This window comes from Tenacibaculum gallaicum (assembly GCF_003387615.1).
Lineage (GTDB): Bacteria > Bacteroidota > Bacteroidia > Flavobacteriales > Flavobacteriaceae > Polaribacter > Polaribacter gallaicus.
The window spans coordinates 738438-760301 of sequence record NZ_QUNS01000001.1 but is presented as its reverse complement, the minus strand read 5'-3'; the positions used below and the strand labels follow the sequence as shown (position 1 = coordinate 760301).

Genomic DNA, 21864 nt, shown 5'->3' with positions numbered 1-21864 from the left:
TAACTACTTCTAATCTGCAAAGATACTTTATTTGCAGGCTACTGCAAACAAAATAGATAGCGAAAATTAAACATCTCTACTAACTTATTTAACTAAGAGCACCTCCACATATTCCTAGGCCAATTATTAAATATAAAACAGCCAGTATATAAAATATTTTTGAGGCTGTTTTACTTTTTTTTCTAACTGCTGCTCCTATGATAGCAAATAGTATTGGAGGTCCAAACATAATTAAACCAATAATTATAAATAAACCTGACAGATCCATATTTCCTTCTAAAAAATTCATATCAATTTATTTTATCTCTTGTCTTAACTCTTCTAAATACTCTTTTTTGTCATCCCTATAAAACAGGTTCATTGTTTCAAAAGGAATAATTTTATTGTCTTTGTCAACAATATGTACACATGATTTTTTCACAGCCCTAACATCAAAGTTGTAAGCATCAATAAACTGCATAATAATAATTCTAAATAAATTATCGTACCCCAACTCTGGTGCATCAATATTAGGCAAGCAACACATTATTGATTTTAAATTTTCTTCCGCTACTTCTACAGAATTCCCAGTACTAAATAGCTCTATCATTTTTCCATGCAGCGCCTCGTCTTGCTCATAAATAATAGTGTTTTTACTATTATCTAATAAATCATTCGGATTAATATAGCGTGTTAATGGAAATACTTCTCCTCCTAATTTAAGCGCATATCCCATTACAAGAGCATCAGGGTTACAGGGTACAGGTATTAAATCATCTGCGTTAAAAACATCAGTTTGTTCCATGATTTTTCTTCTAACTTCTGTAAGCGTCATTCTATCTGTTTCTGGATTGAAACTTTCTAACCTTCCTGCAATTTGTGTTGGTTGAAAAGTAACTCCTCTCACACTTTTTTGCTGCAAAGCATAATCTATCACTTTACCTATTTCATGATCGTTTAATCCTTTTTGAAGGGTAACTACCAAAGTTGTAGATAGATTTAGTTTATTCAAATTATCGAGTGCTTGCTTGCGAACACTATTCAAATCTGCTCCTCTTAACTCTCTTAACACATTATCTTCAAAAGAATCAAACTGTAAATAAATTTCAAAATCTGGTGTATAGGTTTTCAATCGTTCGGCAAAAGTAATGTCTTTCGCTATTTTTATTCCATTAGTATTTAACATTAAATGTCGAATAGGAAGTGATTTTGCATAGTCTAAGATTTCCCAAAACTGTGGATGTATTGTTGGTTCTCCTCCACTAATTTGTACCACATCGGGTTCTTTTTCATTTTTTACCACAGCATCTAACATCGCTTTTACTTCTTCTAATGTTCGATGACGTCCGTAAGTGGGTGATGAACCTGCATAACAGGTAGGACACGTTAAATTACATCTATCAGTAACCTCTACAACTGTTAAACATGAATGCTGTTCATGATCTGGACATAAACCGCAATCATAAGGGCATCCATAATCTGTTTTTGTATTAAACGTGTAAGGCATTTCACTAGGTTTGTTGTAGTTTCTGATATTTTTATAATATTCAATATCATCTGCTATTAACACTTTAGAATTACCATGCTCTCTACAACGTTTAAGCATGTAAACCTTATCATTTTCAAAAACAATTTTAGCATCTACTCTTTTTAAACATTCAGGACACAAGCTCAATGTAAAATCATAGTAGTTATATTTTCTTTCTGGCATTTTTTATTTTTTGGATTATAAATTTCGTGTAATATACATAACAAACCATACATAGTATTTGAATAGTACTTAACCCTAATACAAAAAAGATATTTGGTTTTAAAAATTCTATAAAAAAGCGAAAACCAAAATAAGTTAACATAAAAAACTTAAAAAGTTCTCCCGATTGTAAAGTATAATATTTTTGTAAATATTTCAACCCAACAAACAATACAATTAAAAACACCAACTCATATAACGCTACCGGATGTCTTAAAATACCATCACCTAAATCCATACCTAAAAATAATTTAGTTTTTCTTCCATAGGTAAATTCATTAATCCCAGAAAGAAAACACCCTATTCTTCCTATAAAAATTCCTGCAATTATTGGAAGTACAAACAAGTCTCCAGATGATTTTGTTTCTCCAATTATTTTCTTTGCTATCTCTACACCTAACAAACCACCGAACAAACCTCCCATGATTGTTTTAGTATTCAAAATTTGAAGCATGTTTTCTGTAGAAAAAGTGACTAAAGGATTTTCTAACACTCCCACTAACCTAGAACCTATCAAAGCCCCAGCTGCTGCACCTAAAATAATAGACAACCTGTTATGAGAAGAAATATAATCTTCTTTTTTCTTACGCAAGAAAACATAATAACGAAAGGCTAAAAAAAATGCTAAATATTCTAAAATAAGATGAATATTAAGTGTATAACCAAATAAAATTGGTTCAAAAGGTAGTTCCAATAAAAAAGATTGTGAGTTAAAAGACGAAATATACATAATTACTCAAAAAAAAGTAACTTTGCAGCATGATAAAAATAGGTAACATAGAACTTCCTGATTTTCCGCTATTGTTAGCGCCAATGGAAGATGTGAGTGACCCTCCGTTTAGAGCTTTATGTAAAGAAAACGGTGCTGATGTAGTGTATACTGAATTTATTTCTTCGGAAGGATTGATTCGCGACGCAGCCAAGAGCGTAATGAAACTAGATATTTACGAAAAAGAACGCCCCGTAGGTATTCAAATTTTTGGTGCAAATCTCGACTCCATGTTACGTTCGGTTGAGATTGTTGAAAAAACGAATCCAGATATTATTGACATCAACTTTGGATGTCCTGTAAAAAAAGTGGTTTCAAAAGGTGCTGGGGCTGGAATTTTAAAAGATATTGACTTAATGGTTTCTCTTACTGAGGCCATGGTTAAACATACCAACTTACCTATTACTGTAAAAACTCGTTTAGGCTGGGATCATGATTCTATTCGAATTATTGAAGTTGCCGAACGTTTACAAGATGTTGGCTGTAAAGCTATTTCAATTCACGGACGTACACGTGCTCAAATGTACAAAGGTAGCGCTGATTGGGCTCCAATTGCTGAAGTAAAGAACAATCCGAGAATGCATATTCCTGTGTTTGGGAATGGTGATGTTGATTCTCCTGAAAAAGCTATGGAAATGCGTGACAAATATGGACTAGATGGCTGTATGATTGGTCGTGCTTCTATTGGATACCCTTGGTTTTTTAATGAAGTGAAACATTATTTTAAAACTGGCAAGCATTTATCTAAACCAACTATTTCTAAACGTGTTGATATGGCTCGTCGTCATTTAGAAATGGCTATTGACTGGAAAGGTGAACATTTAGGTGTTGTAGAAACAAGAAGACACTACACAAATTATTTTAAAGGAATTCCACATTTTAAAGAATACAGAATGAAAATGGTTACTTCTGATGATCCTAAAGATGTTTTTGCTGCTTTTGATGAAGTACAAACTAAATTTGGAAATGCAACTATTCCTGAAATAGGATAAGTATTCTATCGCTCAATAAAGTTTTTTGAAATTCTAGAGCTTGCAATTTTTGCTGCTAAATATCCTAGAACTGAAATTGTAATAACCACTACCAGTAAGTTTAACCATTTAAACTCTACTGGATATGCTAAATTTTGTGTAATCATTAATAATTCAAATCGTTGTTGAATTAGCACAAGGATTACTCCTAAAACAACTCCGATACTCATTCCTACCAACGTTAATAAAAAACCTTGCAATACGAATATCTTTTTTATATCGTCAATGCTGCTTCCTAAATTAAAAAGTGTTTTTAGGTTCTGACGTTTATCAATAATCATCATTATGATTGATCCGATGACATTAAATAAAGCAATAGCTACAATTAAAGTAAAAATTAAATACGAAATAAAGTTTTCGGTATTTATGACTTTATAATACAAGGTATTTAACTGCGCACGGGTTTGTACTTTTAATTCATCTCCCAAAACATTTTGCAAATTCTTTTGAAATGTATCAAGGTTTACACCTTCTTTTAAACGAAGTTCAATGCCTGTAATTTCATTATCACCATACCCTAGCAATTCTTGAGCGAGTGAAGCTTCAGTAAAAACGTATTTATTCTGAAATTCTTCTGAACCCGTATATACACCTACTATTTGTGTTGAAACAGACCGGAAAGCATTGTTTGCATTAATAAACCCTTTTCCTGGCTTTGGCACTAAAATTTGAAGTGCTTCACCAAAATTAAAAATCCCTAACGATAATTTATACGATATTCCGTACCCTACTACTGCTGTATTCTTATATTCTTCATCAATCCAAGTACCTACTGTTAACAAAGAGTCTGTTGGAATAATTTTTGAATAATTTGAATCTACCCCTTTTATTTGGGCAATATGCTCCTTGTCTTTATACTTTAAGAAAACACGTTCTTCAACAACTTTTGAAGCTACTTCTAGCTCTTTATTTTGTTGCAAGACACTATCTAATTTCTGAGAATATTGAAAAGTTTTTCCTTTAGATGCTGTAATTTTTATATCTGGATCAGATGCATTTAGTAACGAATCACTAAACGTTTTTAACCCTGAAAAACCAGACAATACAACAAACAGGGCTAAGGTACCAACCACAACACCAAAAACAGCTATTGCTGTAATAATATTAATCGCATTAGTACTTGTTTTTGAGAACAGGTATCGTTTAGCTATGTATAAAGAGAAGTTCAAGTATTAATAAATTTAGCTAGCCAATGTAACAAAAATTATTAACGTTTTTGACGACGAGGTAAAACATCTGGATTTTTTATCGGATCTACATCTTTTCCTTTTAAAGACTTATCAATATCTTCAATATAATCCAAACTATCATCTCCAAAGAACAACAGTTCTGGCATTCTTCGTAATTGATTTTTTGTTCGTTGTGCTAATTCATGACGAATTAAAGGTGTATTTGATACTACTCCTTTAATAATTTCGTCTCTTTTATCAGAAGGGAAAACACTTAAGTATACTTTCGCCACCCCTAAATCTGCAGTAACCGAAACTTTAGAAACCGATATAATCACCCCCTTCATTCCATCTTGAGCAGCACGTTGTAAAACGTCTACCAAATCCTGTTGCAACACTCCTGCTATTTTTCGTTGTCTATTTGTTTCTTCCATGCTGCAAATTTAAGGATAAAATTACGGAGTGTAAATTTTATTTTTTATGGCGTACATAACTAAGCCAACTCTATTTCTTACGTTTAGTTTCGTAAACAAACTATCTCGATAGCCATCAATAGTTTTTGGGCTTAAAAACATTTTTTCTGCGATTTCTTTATACGTCAATTCAGAACATGCTAACTTCATAAACGTTACTTCATTATCCTTAAATGCGAAATTATTTCTTGAGTTTTTCCCTGAAACTGAATCTAATAAAAGAGTGGTAACATTCCTAGTATGATAAAATCCGTTATCCATCATTTCTAACAACGCTTTCTCTAGGATTTCTTTTTTAGTATCTTTTAGTAAATACCCTACAGCACCTGCTTTTAACATTTTTAAAATAGTTCCATCAGCATCTTCTACAGACAATGCCATAACATGAACTTGTGGATAGTTATTCACTATCCATTCTGTAGTTTCAATACCATTCATCACTGGCATATTTACATCTACTAAAACTAAATCTGGTATATTTTTAGGCGATGCTAAAAACTTTTCTTCGACTTCTTTACCATTTTTGCAAGTATAAAGCACCTTAAATTTATCAAAAGTGTTTACCATACCTTCGATAGCTTGTGACAATAACGTATGATCATCTACAACAACAACTGAGTATTTCATGATTTCTTAGGTTATATTTGGTTATTAGTTGTTGGGGAAATACACTAAGGTTCTTTAAATATAGTAATTTATTATTAAACTTGTGCCTTTTTGGGGCTCTGACATAAACTTTGCCTCTGCATTAATTAGCTTCGCTCTAGCTTTTATATTTTGTAAACCAAGCCCTTTAAACCTCACTCTGGCCATTTCAAATCCTACACCATTATCTTTTGCTACAATTTGAATTAAATCATTTTTATAATGCAGAAAAACCTCTAGTTTAGATCCCTTAGAGTGCTTTATTGTATTTGAAAAAAATTCTTGAAGAATTCTAAAAATAATAATTCCGTGTTTTTGATTTATTTCTATTTCTTCTCCTGTTACTATTAAACTTGCTTCGATATAATTCAACCTATTAAATCGTTCAATCTCTAAGTCTAAAGCTTCTCTTAATTTTATGTTATTAATAAAATCAGGATTAATTATTTTTGATAAGGCTCTTACTTCTGTTAAACTTTTTGCTATAATTTCAGAGATTTCTCCCATATTTTCTGGAGAGGCATGTTGTAATTGTATTTTTGCTAATGTTAGGAGTTGCCCTATGTTATCATGCAACTCCCAACTAATATTTCTTAAAGTTTCTTCTCTTATTTCTATTTGAGTTTCTGCAATTTCACGTTCGTAACGTTTTTTATTAACAGCTCTCTCCTGCAACAGCTTGTTTTTTCTGTTTTGGAAAACCGTAAACAATGTCACTAAAAAAACAATAATAATAATGATTACAATTGTGGTGACTATTAATATTCTACCTTCCTGCTGCTCCATATTAATCCAAAAGATATGATAATATTCATCAAAACAATTAACGAATGTAAAATTGGTACTAAATCTCTGTTTTTCATATAACTCCAAAAACTAAAAAATGGGATGGCCGGTAAATGAAAAACTAGAAACCCTACAGATACCCAAAATGGCAACAACTTTTTATAATTTACAATCTCATTTGATAGTAATAACTCTCTTAAGTACAAAAAAATCAAACCTCCAATACACAGAGAACCCAACATAGCTGTGTAATGCATATAGTTTTTATCAAAAAAAGTCAATCCCCATAGAATTACAAGTAATACCAATAATGTATAGACAATTTTCAAATATTTTTTTTCTTTTAAAACACTCCTAAATAGAATAAATATTGTAAAGTAAGAAAAGACCGCATAGTAATGATAAACTCTAAAATTTGCTCCTCTAATACTACTCAAATATGTCCCTATTAACTCAACAACAAAAGTCACAACTAGATATAATGTCAATATCTTTATAAAAAATGTTCTCTTTTTCAATAAAAGAATACTACTTAATAAAGCTGCTAATAACTGTGAATATAAAGGAGCGTCAAATAGGTGCATAAAATTTATTTATTAATTGGCGTAAGGCGGTTCTAAATGCCCATAATTACCTGCTCCACTTAATAATTCATCATCTAAAGAAGTAGTAAACATAAAACCTGCTTTATTTTCTCTTACTGTTTTTATCCTATAATTATAATCATCTTTCTTCCCTTTTTCAAACTCTTCTTTAGTATTGTAAATCCATTTATATCCATTCTTTTTTAGCATTTCTTTAAACGTTACTAACTTTCCATGTTTTGCAGATTGCACAGGATCAAAAGCTATTTGCTTTCCATCAATTGTAGTGGTAGGAATATAAATTAAACTACTATAACTTTTCCCTGTTTTATTGTGGTTTTCCTTGGCTGTAGATATAAAGCTAATTCCCGTTATTTTAATTTTTGCCTTTTTACTTAGGTTTTCTACATGCCCCAGATACTTTTTAAACTGTACAAAATCGAATGTATTTGCCCGCGTATCTTCATACCCTAAGGCCTCTTCTAGCGGAGCTATTCTTGTTCTATCATAACTTGATAACATTTCAATAACTTCCTTATAGTTTAGCATTTCTTCTGTTCTTCCTTCATCAGAGTAGCAAAAAGTACCTTTTGGAACTTGAGACTGCCAATCGTCACAGTCGCATTTATTGCCATTTATCTTATCACATGAAATAGCAAAACTCATTACAAGAGTTAACAATACTAATTTAAGTTGGTTAGTTTTTTTCATAATAAAGTTGATTTTTTGATTTTCTAAATATAACGGCTTATTTTTTAATAAAAAAAGCGGACCAACAGAGAAAACCTCTAAAACTAAAGTTATCAACTGGTTACTCAATCAACAACAACCTACAAACAGGAAAAACCCCTTACCGCTACAAATGTTTTAACTATTACTTTTTCATGACATATACTCTTGTTTTTTATGAAGTTTTTAAGAAGACTTTTTCTTACTTTTACGCTATGAACAAAATTGAACACATTGGTATAGCCGTTAAAGATTTAGAAAAATCTAACTCGTTATTTGCTTCTCTTTTTGGAGAATCACATTATAAAACTGAAGAAGTTACTAGCGAGGGTGTAAAAACTTCTTTCTTTAAATCAGGACCTAATAAAATTGAATTATTAGAAGCTACAAAGCCTGATAGCCCTATAGCAAAGTTTATAGAAAAAAAAGGAGAAGGAATTCATCACATTGCTTTTGCAGTTAATAACATAAAAGAAGAAATTAAACGTTTACAAGGTGAAGGTTTTACTGTTTTGAATGAAACTCCTAAAAAAGGAGCCGATAATAAACTAGTCGCTTTTTTGCATCCTAAAACCACCAATGGTGTACTCATAGAGTTATGCCAAGAGATAGAAGAATAGGAAGTATTTAAAAATTAAATATTTGTATCTTGCAACGCCTTAAAATCAGTATTTACTAATGACAACCTCTTTTGATTCTTTTCAAAAACGCCGATTACAATCTTCATACATATCAGTAATAGTAAGTATTGCACTAGTACTTTTTATGATTGGTGTTTTAGGTTTAGTTCTTTTAAAATCAACGAAAGTTGCAAATCACTTTAAGGAAAAAGTAGTTATGACGCTTTTCTTAAAAGATGAAGTCGCTGACAAAAACATTAAAAGCCTTAAAGAATCTATTAAAAAAGAAGATTTTGTTAATAAAGTAGTTTACATTTCTAAAGAAGACGCAGCTAAAGAATATAAAAAAGATTTAGGCGAAGACTTTTTACAGTTTTTGGGAGACAACCCGTTAAAAAATGGAATAGACATTTACCTGAAAGCAGATTTTGTGACTCCTGAAAAAATGAGTGAGCTTGAAAAGTCTTTTGATAAAAATAAATTTATTGCAGAAGTAAGTTACGACAAACCATTAGTACAACTACTTACCAAAAATATTCAACGTATTAGTTTTTGGTTATTGGTATTAAGTGGTTTTTTTGGGTTGGTTGCTATTATTTTAATTAACAGCTCTATCCGATTATCAATCTACTCAAAACGATTCAACATAAAAACCATGCAAATGGTTGGTGCCACTAAGAGTTTTATTCGTAGACCTTTTATTTGGCAAAGTATTAAACTAGGGTTACTAGGAGCTTTTATATCTATAAGTGGATTGGGTGTTTTAATTTATTATGTAGACAAATACATCCCTACATTAGAACTACTTACAGATTATGCTGCTTTAGGGTATGTAGCTGGAGGAGTTATACTTGTTGCATTTTTTATTACATGGATTAGCACCTTCTTTGCTACACAACGATTCTTAAACTTACAAACCAACGATTTGTATTACTAAATTATTTATGAAAAAAGATAATTCATCAAAACAAGAATTTCTATTCGGTAAGCGAAATTATATCATCATGCTTATTGGTATCGCTGTAATTGCCTTAGGGTTTATTTTAATGGCAGGTGGCGGTAGCGACGACCCTAACATGTTTAACCCTGAAATATATGGTTGGCGTAGAATTCGTTTAGCTCCTACCTTAGTAATTATCGGATTGGGTATTGAAATTTATGCTATTTTTGCCAACCCTAAAAAATAAGCATGGATTTATTAGAAGCAATTATCCTTGGAATCATCCAGGGACTTACTGAATTTTTACCAGTTTCATCTAGTGGTCATTTAGAGTTAGCAAAAGCTTTATTTGGAGATACTTCTGTACCTCAAGAAAGCCTAACATTTACTGTTGTTCTACACGCTGCTACAGCACTCAGTACTATTGTAGTATTTAGAAAAGAAATTGCTGAAATTTTTAAAGGACTTTTTCAATTTAAATGGAATGAGGAAATGCAGTTTTCTGTGAAAATTATTCTTTCTATGATTCCTGCTGTAATTATAGGTCTAGCTTTTGAAAAAGAATTAGAAAGCTTTTTTGGAGGAAAAATTTTATTAGTAGGATTAATGTTGCTAGTTACTGCTGTGTTGCTTTTATTGGCTGACAAGGCTAAAAACACAAACAAAAGTGTTTCTTTTAAGAACTCTGTAATTATAGGAATCTCTCAAGCAATTGCCATGTTACCTGGAATTTCACGTTCGGGAGCTACTATTTCAACATCTGTATTATTAGGAGTAGATCGTACCAAAGCTGCTCGTTTTTCTTTTTTAATGGTTGTACCTTTAATTTTAGGAAAAGTAGCTAAAGATATTTTAGGTGGAGACATTAATTTTCAGAGTTCAGAAATTATTCCATTATCAGCTGGTTTTATCGCTGCTTTTATTTCTGGATTATTAGCATGTACTTGGATGATAGCCTTAGTTAAAAAGAGTAAGTTATCTTATTTCTCTTTATACTGTGCTATTGTAGGTTTAATTGCCATTGGCTACTCTTTATTTTTTTAAATGACTGCAGAAGATTACAAAAACGGACAGGTTTTATTGATTGATAAACCTTTAGAATGGACTTCTTTTCAAGTCGTAAACAAACTACGTTGGCATATTCGTAAACGTTTTGATATCAAAAAAATTAAAGTTGGGCATGCTGGAACTCTAGATCCTCTAGCTACTGGTTTGCTAATTATTTGCACTGGTAAACAGACCAAAAACATTAACGAATATCAAGGACAGGTAAAAGAATATACGGGTACATTTGTTATTGGTGCTACCACGCCTAGTTACGATTTAGAAACAGAAATTAACGAAACGTTTCCTACAGAACATATTACGGAAGAATTACTACATAAAACTACCGAACAGTTCACCGGCAAAATTCAACAAAAGCCCCCTATTTTTTCTGCGATTAAAAAAGACGGAAAGCGCTTATATGAATTAGCTCGAAAAGGTGAAACTACCGAAATTAAAGCTCGTGAAGTTGAAATTAATGTCTTTGAAATCACCAATATTGATTTACCTAACGTAGAGTTTCGAATTGTATGTAGTAAAGGAACTTATATTCGCTCTATTGCCTACGATTACGGAGAAGCGTTAAATTCTGGAGCGCACTTATCGGTTCTAAGAAGAACTAAAATTGGAAATTTTTCTGTAGATAATGCATTGAGTGTTGATGAGTTTATAGAAAGTTTATAAAAATCGACTATACCAACTTTCCGTAATTGGTACTTCCCAGTAATTTTCTAGTTCTACTTTGGTTTGTACTAAATTATCAAAAACGATTGTTTTAGCTGATACAGACTTCTTTTTAAGCAACTTTTTAAATTCTTTGACGTCTTTGTACTGAATAAATTCTCCTTGCTTAAAGCACACATTCATTTTATCTAACAACTCCACTTCGTATTCTTGTTGTAGTTGTAAAATAAATGCTACTTGTTTATCAATATCTGCGTTGGTTAAATCTGAACCCTCTTCCACAGAAAAGATAATGAAACGATTGTATTTCAGCTCAAAAGAAGCTTTGAAATCAGCATCTTCTTTCTTCCATCCTTCTACAAAATGGTGTAACTTTTCTTTTAGCCCGTCAATTTCTTGCGGATAAAACTTTCGACTTGATGGGTATACCCAAACTTTTGCTTCTTCTGATAAACTACTGAATTCTACAAACATATTTATTCCTTATGAGCGCAAAGATACAGAAAACAATTCCCCTTTTTGACAAAAACAAAAAGGGGAATTTCTGGCTATTTTATATGCTATATTACTGAAGCATTGATACAATATCTTCTTGGGTATTTTCTCCTTTATTTTTATTGTACCAAACTTGTAAATCTGTTTTAAAATCAGCATCCAAGCTACCATGTTTTTCTTTATAATCAACAACCATTTTAGTTGCTGTAGTAGGTCTTGGCCCCCATGTTTTAATTACCTCGTTTTCTTTGTTTAAAGCAATTAATTTAGGTATTGACCTTCCTCCATTCGTTAAGAATTCATCCATCAACTCTAAGTTTTCATCTCGTAAAACTAGTTTTAAATTGATATTAGGATTTTCTTCTGCTACTTTATTAATTACAGGTAAGTTTTGTGCTGCATCACCACACCACCCTTCAGTTAATACTAACCAAGTTTGTGGCTCTTTTACATCTTTAATTTTAGCAAGCGTTTCTTCAGTAAGTTTTACCGTTTTATCTAAACGTTTCATACGCTTATCATTCAACTTACTGTAGTTTAACAAATCATTTGATTGGTTAGATCCTGTAGATTTTCCTTTCGCCAATAAATCACTTACTAAGTTTCTATATTCGTTGTAAGACAGTGCTTTTTGTAAGCTATTTTGAATAATTTTTTTCATCGTTAACATGTTGTTATTACAAAGGTATTTTATCTATAGTGAATGTTACGTAACCTAAGTTACAATTCACTGTAAATCTTGAATAACATAGACGAAAACATGCGTATATCCTTACACTTCTGCTGACTCTTGGGCTTTAGCTTGTAAATTGGTAATAATATCTTTAGTCATAGAAGCTAAATCAAACTGATGCCTCCAACCCCAATCTTTTCTTGCTTCTGAATCATCAATAACTTGCGGCCAACTGTCAGCAATATCTTGCCTAAAATCTGGGTTGTACGTAATGGTAAAACCTGAAATGTATTTTTTAATTTCCGTAGCTATTTCAGCAGGTGTAAAGCTAATTGCTGCTAAGTTGTATGATGTTCTTGTTTTAATGCTTTCTTCATCTGCTTGCATTAACTGAATGGTTGCATTGATAGCATCATCCATATACATCATTGGTAAACGGGTATTCTCTGATAAAAAGCACTCAAATGTTCCTTTTTTCAACGCATCAAAATAAATATCAACAGCATAATCAGTAGTTCCTCCGCCTGGTAACGTTTTCCAGCTTATAATTCCTGGATAACGAATGCTTCGTACATCTACTCCATACTTTTCATGGTAATAATTACACCAGTGTTCTCCTGCTACTTTACTAATTCCGTAAACCGTAGAAGGTTCCATTATAGTTTTCTGTGGCGTATTCATTTTTGGTGATGTTGGTCCAAAGGCTGCCATTGAACTTGGCCAATATATTTTTTGAATATGTTTTTCTTTTGCCAACTCCAATACTGCTAATAATGAAGTCATATTCAAATCCCAACCTTTTAACGGATATTTTTCAGCAGTTGCTGATAACATTGCTGCCATTAAATATACTTGGGTTACTTTATATTTTTGAACAACCTTTAAAATTTGCTCTTGGTTGGTAGCATCGATGATTTCAAAAGGCCCGGAACTCATCATTTCTGCATTTCCTTCTCTAATATCGGAAGCTATTACATTTTCTACTCCATAAATAGAACGTAATTTTTGGGTTAATTCTGTTCCTATTTGCCCGCAAGCTCCTAAAATTAATATTGTATCACTCATTTTTAATTATTCAAAAATACATGTTTGCAAAGTTATTAAATTTAAGATTTCGCAAAAAGTATTTGTTCTTTTTTAACTATCTACAAAAGAGACTGCTAATCTACTGATTTCAAACTTCTAATTCAATTCCACAAAGAATACCAAGTAAAATATGTACTTTTATCCCTTAATTATTTTATTGAAATGAGTCGTTTTTTATTTGTTATTGCTTCATTATTTTTTTTAGTTACTTCTTGTAAAAAAAAGGAAAAACAAAAGGAAGTGTTACCTACTAAAACTGAAATGAATATTTCGGTTAAGCATACTGATTATTCTGAAATAAACGAAAAGTACATTGACGAAATTAAACCTTGGAAAGAATATTTTACTGTTGAAGATTTTTTACAAGAATTAAAAAACACTACTCCTATTGAGGCTTTAAATAATGCTTTAGAACTAAAGACACTTACCAAGCAATTTAAAGATAGTTTAAATATTGAAACACTTAAAACACCTGCTTTTAAAGCTCGTATTAATGTTTTTGAAAATGAAACTTTACGTTTAGCTGATATGACCTTTATTCCATCTATTTCAGCACACCAAGTTAACAGTCAAGTTGAAAAAATTATGATGCTTTTTAGTAGTGTTAACGATAAAATCAACACAGTTTACACTAAGAAAAAATTTGATAGTGAGATAAACCTTGATAGCTTATTTAAGAATCAATAGTTTTTAAAGCTTCGTATATTAAATTACTTTCAAATCCTCTATACAAAAGATAGTCAGCAATTTTCTTTTTTCGTTTAAAGTGATTGGTTTCTGAAACTGATTCATTTTTTTTCTCCACCAAATTGTATAAGGTTTTGATGTATTCTTCTTCATCTATTTCTTTTAAGGCTGATGTTATATTATAAGCTGTAATATCTCGAAACTTCAATTCCCTAACGATTCGTTCTTTTCCCCATTTTTTTATTCTGAATTTCCCTCTAGCAAAGCTTTTTGCAAAACGTTCTTCGTTTAGGAAATTATGTTCTAATAAGTGTAATAAAATGTATTCTCTAGCTTCAGGAATTAACTTATACTCTTTTAATTTCTGTTCTACTTCTTTATGACATCGGTCTTGATACACACAATACTGCTCAATCTTCCTTTTTATTTCTTCAACTGTAAAAACCGGTTTGTTCATAGCACGAAAATATAAAAAAGGGTTAAAAGCAACTTACTTTTAACCCTTTTTACAGTTAACAAAAAATCAATTATAAAACGCTACGTAACCACATTTTAAACTTAGTGATTAAGTAGAATAATATTGGCACTACAATTAGTGTTAAGAAGGTTGCTATGAATAATCCGTAAATAACTGTCCACGCTAATGGACCCCAGAAAATCACATTATCCCCTCCAACATATATATGCGGATTTAACTCACTAGCTAAAGTAAAGAAATTAATATTCAACCCTGTTGCTAATGGAATTAGTCCTAAAATAGTTGTTATTGCTGTTAATAATACCGGGCGTAAACGTGCTTTTCCTCCTCTAATTACAGCTTCTCCTAAAGTAATAACATCTACATATTCATCAGAAGATAAACCATGCTCTACTTTCTTTCTATCTATTAATAATTGAGTATAATCGAGCAATACCACCCCATTATTTACCACAATACCAGCAAGCGAAATAATTCCCATCATCGTCATCATAATTACAAACGGCTTTGCTGTTATAATTAATCCTCCAAATACACCTATTAAACTTAAGAAGATTGCTAACATGATAATTGCAGGCTTAGAGACAGAGTTAAACTGGAAAATTAAAATCAAGAAAATCAAACCTAACCCTCCAAAAAATGCTTTCATTAAGAACGCCATTTGTTTGTTTTGCTCTTCTATTTGCCCTGTATAATCAACTTTTACTGAATCTGGTTGTTCAGTAAATGTTTTCATTTCATTTTGAATTTGAGATACAATCGCAGCTGCATCAGTATATCCTGGTGCTAAAGCTGAATATACCGTTACCACTCTTTTTACATCTTTGTGTTTAATTGCACTAAACCCAGAAGTATTTGTTTGTTCTGCTACTGCTGATACAGGGATTTCTTTGATCGTTCCTGTAGCCATGTCCCTAAAAGTAATTTTCTGATTGAAAATTGCACTTTTATTATACCTGTTTTCTTTATTAAAACGAACGTAGATATCAAAATCATCACCATCTTCTTTATAAATGCCTGCTTTAGATCCAAAAATAGCATTACGTAATTGGTTTCCTACTTGTGATGAGCTCACTCCTAATTCCCCAGCCTTTTTACGATCAACATTTACCAACATTGATGGTTTAGATTTGTTTACATCAATCTTTAACTCATCAATTCCTGCAATACTTTTTGAGTTGATAAAATCACGCATTTTTTCAGCGGTATTGATTAATTCTGCATAATCATTTCCTTCTAACTCAATATTGATAGGATATCCTGCTGGTGGACCTACTGCTTCTTTTTCTACTGAAATTTCTAACCCTGGGTAAATTCCTCTTAATGCTTCGGTTACTTTTCTTTGTAACTCTTTACTATCTGCTCCCCTACGAAATTTGTACTCACGCATTGAAGCCGTAATTTTTCCTTTATGAGGCATTTCAGCTGTTGAACCTCCATCAGTTTGCGGGTTACCTGAACCTGCTCCTACTTGAGATACCGCACTTTCTACTAAGAAATTATAACCGTTATCTATGTATTCTGGTAAATTTAACACCTTGTACACGCGTTCTTCCAAATCTTTCATAATCAGATTTGTCTTTTCTATATCAGTTCCTTGCGGATACTCGATATATACAATAATCTGATTAGGGGTATTATCTGGGAAGAATTCTACTTTAGTACGTTGACTTCCTATTGAGGCTCCAAACCCTCCAAAAGCAACAAATAATAAAACTAAAGTACCTAAAGAAATAATGTACGGTCTCCAACCTCTCAAGGCAGCTCTTAACATTCTCTCATAAAAACGTTCCCAACGCGGTAACACTGTATTTTGAAAACGATTTGCCCAAGGGCGTAACGCTAATCGATATACCCATAACATAATAGCTGTAAATACCATCACCGTACCCAAAGCTCTATAAGTCCCTCCTAAAAAGGCTATTAATAAACCTATTATTGCCATTATAGCTGATAAAATAATAATCCGCCTTAACGGCATATTTTTATCCTCAACACTCATAAATTTAGATACTAGCACCGAGTTAAAAAATATTGCCACAAATAACGAAGAACCTAATACTACAGATAATGTTACAGGAAAATAAATCATAAACTGCCCCATAGTTCCTGGCCACATTCCTAAAGGAATAAATGCTGCTACTGTTGTTGCTGTTGAGATAATAATTGGAAATGCTATTTCACCGATTCCTTTTTTTGCTGCTTCAATTCTTGGCATACCTTCATCCATCAAACGGTATACGTTTTCAACAACTACAATACCATTATCTACCAACATTCCCAGCCCCATAATTAACCCGAAAAGAATCATGGTGTTCATGGTATATCCTAGCCAACTCAAAATCATTAATGACATGAACATTGACATTGGAATGGCAAATCCTACGAATAAGGCATTTTTAAACCCTAAAAAGAACATTAGTACTAATACTACTAAAATTACCCCAAAAATGATGTTATTAACTAAATCATCTACCTGACCAATAGTTTTTGAAGATTGATCATTAGCTATGGTTACTTTTAAGTTACTTGGAAATATGTTGGCTTTGGTATCTTCTACAATCTTCTGAATTTTTTCAGCAGCTTCTACCATGTTTTTTCCTGAACGTTTTTTTACATCCAACATTACTACTGCTTCTCCAAACTCACGAGCATAGGTAGTTTTATCTTTATCTTTAAAAGAAACTTTTGCAATATCTTGTAGATAAATTGAGTTTCCTTTTTCCGATTTTACTACAAAGTCTTGTAATTCCTGCGGGTCTTCAATTTCTCCTAAAATTCTAACAGTACGTCGTTGTCCGCTAGCAATTAAATTACCCGCCGACATTGTTAAGTTTCCTCCGTTAATTGCGTTAATTACATCTTGGAAACTTACTTGTGCTGCCATCATTTTGTAAATATCTACAGCTACCTCAACTTCTTTTTCTTCAGCACCACGGATATCTACTTTTTTTATTTCTTGTAAATCTTCAATTTCATCTTCTAAATACTCCCCAAATTCTTTTAATTTATCTACTGGATAATCTCCCGAGATATTGATATTTAGAATTGGCATTTCTTCAGAAATACTTAGCTCAAAAACATTTGGTTCTACTTTAGCTCCGTTAAACGTAGGCCAATCTTCTCCAGACGTTTCTTGGTCTATTTCATCTTTTACTTTTTGTTTAGCTTGATCTACTGATATGTTTTCGTCAAACTCAACAATTACCATTGAGTAATCTTCTTGAGATGTAGAAGTAATTTCTACTACATTACTTACCGTTTTAAGTCTATCTTCTAACGGGTCGGTAATTAGCTTCTCTATATCTTCAGCTGTATTTCCTGGGTATAGAGAACTTATATAAATTTTGGTTTCTCTAATTTCTGGGAAATTTTCTCTAGGCATACTTAAAAAGGCAGAAATACCTGTTATAAGTATCATAACCATCATTACATAGATAGTTGTTTTATTATTTATTGCCCAAGAGGATAAACCAAACTCTTTATCTACTTGTTTTTTTTGTTTTTTATCAGCCATTAGACTTTAGTTTTTAGTCATTAGTGTTTTTAAGATACTTTTGAAGACTGCTTATCATCTTTGATAGTTCTTCTAATTTTTCTCTTAAATTATTTTCTTATTCTATTGAAATATACTTTTGATTTTTAGCAATTGCTACACAAACCACACATTCTTTAACAGAACCTAATGCTATTTGCAAAAATCTAGAAAATTGTGGGTTTGTATCTCCTGAGCATTCTGCAATATTTAATGCTACAGAAGTGGCTGCTCTTATGAATTGTGACGTTAATCGATAGTTTTCTTCTTTTGGAAACGTATTGCTAACTTTATAAACAACATCTACAAAATCAAGTGACTTTTGATATACTTTTAAATCTTCGAACTTAAATTTAATTTCTTTCATTCTACTAACTAAAAAACTACTGACTAATGTCTAATACCTTAACCTCTTGTCCGTTTTTCACACTACGAGCTCCTTCTTCAATAATTTTTGTTCCGTCTTCAACTCCACTCAAAACTTCAATAATATCTCCTTGTGTTTTTCCTGTAGTTATAATTATTTGCTTAGCGGTTCCAACCTGATCTTTGATATTTTCTACTACATACACATATTGTTCTCCATTCGCATTTTCTGAAATAATACTTTGAGGAATTAAAATTGCATTTTCATTAGAGTAATCATTGATTTTTAACTTCGCTGTTAAATTCGGTTTTATGCTTCCATCTTTATTTGGAACTTCAACTTCAACCTTGAATGTTCTGTTAGCTGGGTTTATAAAGTTACCTGCTTGACGAATTTTAGAAGTTAACTTCTCTCCTAATACAGGAAACTCAACCTCAACATTTTTTCCTTTTTTAATAGATGTAATATAACTTTCAGGCACATCTGTTTCGATATACATGTTTTTTAAGTTTACTATTCTAAAAATCTCAGACCCCATTCCTGGCGCCACTACAGTTCCCTGCTCTTTTATTACATCGTCAATTACTCCTGAAAAAGGTGCTGTAATTACTGATTTTGCTAACTGTCTTCTTAACTGACTAACAGCACTGGTTTGTGCTTCATAATTAGTTTTTGCTTGTAAAAACTGAATTTCTGATCCTATTTTTTGATCCCATAAACGTTTCTGGCGCTTATACGTTGTTTCTGCTAATGCTGCTTGCGCTTCAATTTGTGCTAATTGATTAGCTAAACCTCCATCATCAATTTTTGCTAAAGTTTGTCCTTTTTTAACATACTGTCCTTCTTTTACATAAATACGTACTAGAAGCCCTGGCATTTCAGGATAGATGAGTACATTCTGCTTTGTTTGTACAGCTCCTTGTAGTTCTAAATAATGATTAAAAGCTTCTTTCTTTGCCGAAAGAACTGTAATTAAAGGAACTTTTTTATTGGTATCTAATTCAGAAATTTTATCATTTAAAATCTTTATTTCATCAGATAGTGTTTGCATTTGTGTATCTAACGATGCTTTTTTCTCTCTAATTTTAGTTAAATCGTTAGATGCTATTACGTCTTGTACAGACTGCTCTTTTTTACCCCCACATGAGGCTAAAAGCAATGTAATGGCGAATAGTGAATATATTTTTCTCATTATAGTTGATTTTATTTTAGTGGTATGTTTAATGCGTTTTCTAATTGTGCTTTTTTAGCAATTACGTTTAACATTGATTGTACGTAATTATTTTGTTGTGTGTATAACTGGTTTTGTGCTTGTAGCAAGTCAAAGCTTGAAGAAATTCCTTCAAAAAACTTTACTTGTTGCTTTTTTTCTATTCGTTCAGCTAGTGCTAAGTTTTTCTTAGCTGTTTCGTGATTTTCAATTCCTAATTGATACTCACTTTTAGCTCTCTCTACCTGTAAGTTTAGCTTTTGTTTCGCTTCTTCTAATCGAATGTCTGCGTTCTCTAATGCTATTTTTGCTTGAGCTGTTCTAGAGCTTCTTCCAAAGCTACTGAATATGGGCACATTTAAAGTTACTCCAAACAAAGAGTAATCAAACCATTTTTGATTGCTATCTAAAAAGTTAAAATCATCTGAGTTAGCGTTAGCTCCATAGTTTATAAACGCTGACAAACTAGGTAATCCTTTACTTTGCTCTAACTTCATTAATAAACGTTTACTTTCCCTGTCATTTTGAGCTATTTTAAAATCTATATGATTATCAATATTAAATTGAGTAGCTAATAAACTTAAATCAGTATTATCAATAACTAAGTTATCTAGTGTAGAAGTTAATGTTAATTTTGTTTCAATTGAATTTCCCAAAGAAACATTTAACATTTGATACGCTATTTCCTTTAATCGTTCGGTGTTTCTTAAGTTACTTTCAACGTTTCCTAAAGTGATTTGTAATTGCTCTACGTTTTCTAACTCTGTTAACCCATTATCATAGGTTTTTTGAGTTTCATTCAAGTTTTTCTCAAGTACTTTCTTGTTATTCTCTAAAATCTCAATTGATTTTTCAGTAACTAACACATTACCGTACGCATTAATAATAGCTTCACGTGTTGCTAATTCTGTTTTTTCTTTTGCTTGTTCAGAGATTTTTAAATATGTTTTTGCTGATTGCAACCCTACCAAATACGAACCATCAAATAACAATTGGGTTAAAGTTACTGATGCATTCATTGTTTGTTTTGTTCCAAAACGCAAAGGAACGAAACCTGTTGGCGTCATCACTTCTTTACCATTTCTTATAACTCCATCAAAATATTCTTCAACTATATCTATTGTACTTTGTGTATTATCAAAAGCTGCAACTGGTAATAAAGACACTTGTTGTTTTATCCAGTTTTGATATTCTACTTTTCCGTTAATCTGCGGCAAACCTATAGTGGTAGTTTCCCACTTTTTCTTTTTTGCTGCTTCTATATCGTTTAAGGACACCTTATTGTCGTAACTGTTTTTTATAGCATAATCAATTGCTTCTTGCATTGACAAACTCATTTCTTTCTCTTGAGCAGTTATATACCCCGTAAAAAAGAACACAAATACACCGTATATGTATTTCCTCATTGTTTTTAGTTTTTATTTATTTTTCTTAATTGTCTTTCTAGTTCTTCTACCCCTTTTTGCGTAGCTATTGCTCTAATATGATATTCTAAAATTTCATATTCAATTTCCATAACCTCTTGCATATCGTTGCTGTATAGTTCACTTTCAAACACACCAAAGACTAGCGTGAAATAAAAATTGACTAATAGCTCTCCTTTTATGTTGGCTCTATACAAACCTTGCTCAACACCTTTTTTCAAGTTATCTACATTACAATCTCTAAACATACACACCTCACGTTCTACCAACTTTGTATATGTTTCTGGGTAATATTTTTTTAACTGATACATTGGTGAAGTTTTTGCATTTTTAAACATTTCTTTAAAAATTGCTTTCACTGCAAATTCTTCTTCTACAGCATTGTAATTTTGACTTTTAACTCTGTCAATCGTTTCGCTAATTGTATTATGAACCGACTCTGTACTGGCATCTACCAAAGCTGTTTTATTTGAAAAATACTTATACAATGTTTTTTTAGACATTCCAAGTTCTTTCGCAATATCATCCATCGTTGTGCTTTTAAACCCTAAGGTTAAAAACATTTCTCCTGCTTTATTAATTATTTTATCTCTCATAATTGTTTGCAAATGTACAACAGGAAACTCTAGAAACAAAAAAAGTTTCCAGAGTTTTAATCTTTTTTTAACATTACGTTGTAGCTAAAATTTATGTTTACCTTATTTTT

The 21864-nt window shown here is 31.6% G+C and carries 24 protein-coding genes; 7 read left to right on the top strand and 17 right to left on the bottom strand.

From position 1 onward, the window contains the following. Positions 1–88: 88 nt before the first annotated feature. Genes C7448_RS03545 through C7448_RS03535 form a run of 3 tightly spaced genes read right to left on the bottom strand, consistent with a single transcriptional unit; the run spans position 89 to position 2423 of the window. Positions 89–289: a hypothetical protein gene (locus C7448_RS03545; RefSeq protein ID WP_115899961.1), complete on the bottom strand. Its 201-nt coding sequence runs from the start codon at positions 287–289 to the stop codon at positions 89–91. Positions 290–295: 6 nt separating this feature from the next. Beyond that, the gene (locus tag C7448_RS03540; RefSeq protein WP_115899960.1) at positions 296–1690 is read right to left on the bottom strand and encodes a radical SAM protein; all 1395 of its coding nucleotides are present in this window, start codon (positions 1688–1690) and stop codon (positions 296–298) included. Next, positions 1671–2423, bottom strand: coding sequence for a prolipoprotein diacylglyceryl transferase (locus tag C7448_RS03535; RefSeq protein ID WP_115900132.1), 753 nt, complete (start codon positions 2421–2423; stop codon positions 1671–1673). Before C7448_RS03535 ends, C7448_RS03540 begins: the two co-directional genes overlap by 20 nt. A 65-nt stretch (positions 2424–2488) precedes the next feature. Between C7448_RS03535 and dusB the strand changes: the two genes are divergently transcribed. Continuing rightward, on the top strand, positions 2489–3490 hold the full coding sequence (gene dusB, locus C7448_RS03530; protein ID WP_115899959.1) for a tRNA dihydrouridine synthase DusB: 1002 nt from the start codon (positions 2489–2491) through the stop codon (positions 3488–3490). A gap of 5 nt (positions 3491–3495) precedes the next feature. On the opposite strand, the gene C7448_RS03525 is transcribed toward dusB, so the two are convergent. From C7448_RS03525 to C7448_RS03500, 5 genes are all read right to left on the bottom strand, one after another. Then, on the bottom strand, positions 3496–4698 hold the full coding sequence (locus tag C7448_RS03525; RefSeq protein ID WP_115899958.1) for an ABC transporter permease: 1203 nt from the start codon (positions 4696–4698) through the stop codon (positions 3496–3498). Positions 4699–4736: 38 nt separating this feature from the next. Beyond that, complete coding sequence (gene rbfA, locus C7448_RS03520; RefSeq protein WP_115899957.1) at positions 4737–5132, bottom strand: 30S ribosome-binding factor RbfA; 396 nt, start codon at positions 5130–5132, stop codon at positions 4737–4739. Positions 5133–5153: 21 nt separating this feature from the next. Continuing rightward, the gene (locus tag C7448_RS03515; RefSeq protein WP_317124704.1) at positions 5154–5798 is read right to left on the bottom strand and encodes a response regulator transcription factor; all 645 of its coding nucleotides are present in this window, start codon (positions 5796–5798) and stop codon (positions 5154–5156) included. Positions 5799–5852: 54 nt separating this feature from the next. Continuing rightward, positions 5853–6689, bottom strand: coding sequence for a sensor histidine kinase (locus C7448_RS03510; protein WP_317124703.1), 837 nt, complete (start codon positions 6687–6689; stop codon positions 5853–5855). A 509-nt stretch (positions 6690–7198) separates the two neighbouring features. Further along, on the bottom strand, positions 7199–7897 hold the full coding sequence (locus C7448_RS03500) for a hypothetical protein (RefSeq protein ID WP_147300491.1): 699 nt from the start codon (positions 7895–7897) through the stop codon (positions 7199–7201). A 233-nt stretch (positions 7898–8130) separates the two neighbouring features. Here C7448_RS03500 and mce point away from each other — a divergent pair, with 233 nt between their 5' ends. The 5 genes from mce to truB are packed head-to-tail and all read left to right on the top strand — an operon-like array spanning position 8131 to position 11203. Continuing rightward, entirely contained in the window at positions 8131–8535 is a 405-nt protein-coding gene (gene mce, locus C7448_RS03495; RefSeq protein ID WP_115900131.1) for a methylmalonyl-CoA epimerase, read from the top strand. Positions 8536–8593: 58 nt separating this feature from the next. Beyond that, on the top strand, positions 8594–9472 hold the full coding sequence (locus C7448_RS03490) for a cell division protein FtsX (protein ID WP_115899952.1): 879 nt from the start codon (positions 8594–8596) through the stop codon (positions 9470–9472). 7 nt (positions 9473–9479) lie between these two features. After that, positions 9480–9722 carry a DUF3098 domain-containing protein gene (locus C7448_RS03485; RefSeq protein WP_115899951.1) on the top strand — a complete coding sequence of 81 codons (243 nt, stop codon included), beginning with the start codon at positions 9480–9482 and terminating at the stop codon, positions 9720–9722. A gap of 2 nt (positions 9723–9724) precedes the next feature. Next, a complete protein-coding gene (locus tag C7448_RS03480; RefSeq protein WP_115899950.1) occupies positions 9725–10519 on the top strand; it encodes an undecaprenyl-diphosphate phosphatase in 795 nt (264 codons plus the stop codon). After that, positions 10520–11203, top strand: coding sequence for a tRNA pseudouridine(55) synthase TruB (gene truB / locus C7448_RS03475; protein ID WP_115899949.1), 684 nt, complete (start codon positions 10520–10522; stop codon positions 11201–11203). Here truB and C7448_RS03470 read toward each other — a convergent pair. The 3 genes from C7448_RS03470 to C7448_RS03460 all read right to left on the bottom strand — a co-directional run bounded on the left by C7448_RS03470 (position 11198) and on the right by C7448_RS03460 (position 13436). Next, on the bottom strand, positions 11198–11677 hold the full coding sequence (locus C7448_RS03470) for an ABC transporter ATPase (RefSeq protein ID WP_115899948.1): 480 nt from the start codon (positions 11675–11677) through the stop codon (positions 11198–11200). The two genes, truB and C7448_RS03470, sit on opposite strands and share 6 nt — an antisense overlap. Before the next feature lie 91 nt (positions 11678–11768). Continuing rightward, positions 11769–12359, bottom strand: coding sequence for a thioredoxin family protein (locus C7448_RS03465; protein ID WP_115899947.1), 591 nt, complete (start codon positions 12357–12359; stop codon positions 11769–11771). Between the two features lie 111 nt (positions 12360–12470). Continuing rightward, positions 12471–13436, bottom strand: a complete 966-nt coding sequence (locus C7448_RS03460; protein WP_115899946.1) for an NAD-dependent epimerase/dehydratase family protein — start codon at positions 13434–13436, stop codon at positions 12471–12473. Positions 13437–13619: 183 nt separating this feature from the next. On the opposite strand from C7448_RS03460, the gene C7448_RS03455 reads away from it, so the two are divergent. Continuing rightward, a complete protein-coding gene (locus tag C7448_RS03455; RefSeq protein WP_115899945.1) occupies positions 13620–14144 on the top strand; it encodes a hypothetical protein in 525 nt (174 codons plus the stop codon). Here C7448_RS03455 and C7448_RS03450 read toward each other — a convergent pair. From C7448_RS03450 to C7448_RS03425, 6 genes are all read right to left on the bottom strand, one after another. Beyond that, positions 14131–14601 (bottom strand): regulatory protein RecX, encoded by a 471-nt coding sequence (locus tag C7448_RS03450; RefSeq protein ID WP_115899944.1) that lies wholly within the window; start codon positions 14599–14601, stop codon positions 14131–14133. The two genes, C7448_RS03455 and C7448_RS03450, sit on opposite strands and share 14 nt — an antisense overlap. Positions 14602–14671: 70 nt before the next feature. Continuing rightward, entirely contained in the window at positions 14672–18139 is a 3468-nt protein-coding gene (locus C7448_RS03445) for an efflux RND transporter permease subunit (RefSeq protein WP_115899943.1), read from the bottom strand. A 97-nt stretch (positions 18140–18236) separates the two neighbouring features. Then, positions 18237–18524, bottom strand: coding sequence for a four helix bundle protein (locus C7448_RS03440; RefSeq protein ID WP_245939422.1), 288 nt, complete (start codon positions 18522–18524; stop codon positions 18237–18239). 16 nt (positions 18525–18540) lie between these two features. Further along, positions 18541–19716, bottom strand: a complete 1176-nt coding sequence (locus C7448_RS03435; RefSeq protein WP_115899942.1) for an efflux RND transporter periplasmic adaptor subunit — start codon at positions 19714–19716, stop codon at positions 18541–18543. Between the two features lie 11 nt (positions 19717–19727). Then, positions 19728–21140 (bottom strand): TolC family protein, encoded by a 1413-nt coding sequence (locus C7448_RS03430; protein ID WP_115899941.1) that lies wholly within the window; start codon positions 21138–21140, stop codon positions 19728–19730. 5 nt (positions 21141–21145) lie between these two features. Then, positions 21146–21754 (bottom strand): TetR/AcrR family transcriptional regulator, encoded by a 609-nt coding sequence (locus C7448_RS03425; protein WP_115899940.1) that lies wholly within the window; start codon positions 21752–21754, stop codon positions 21146–21148. Positions 21755–21864: the final 110 nt, after the last annotated feature.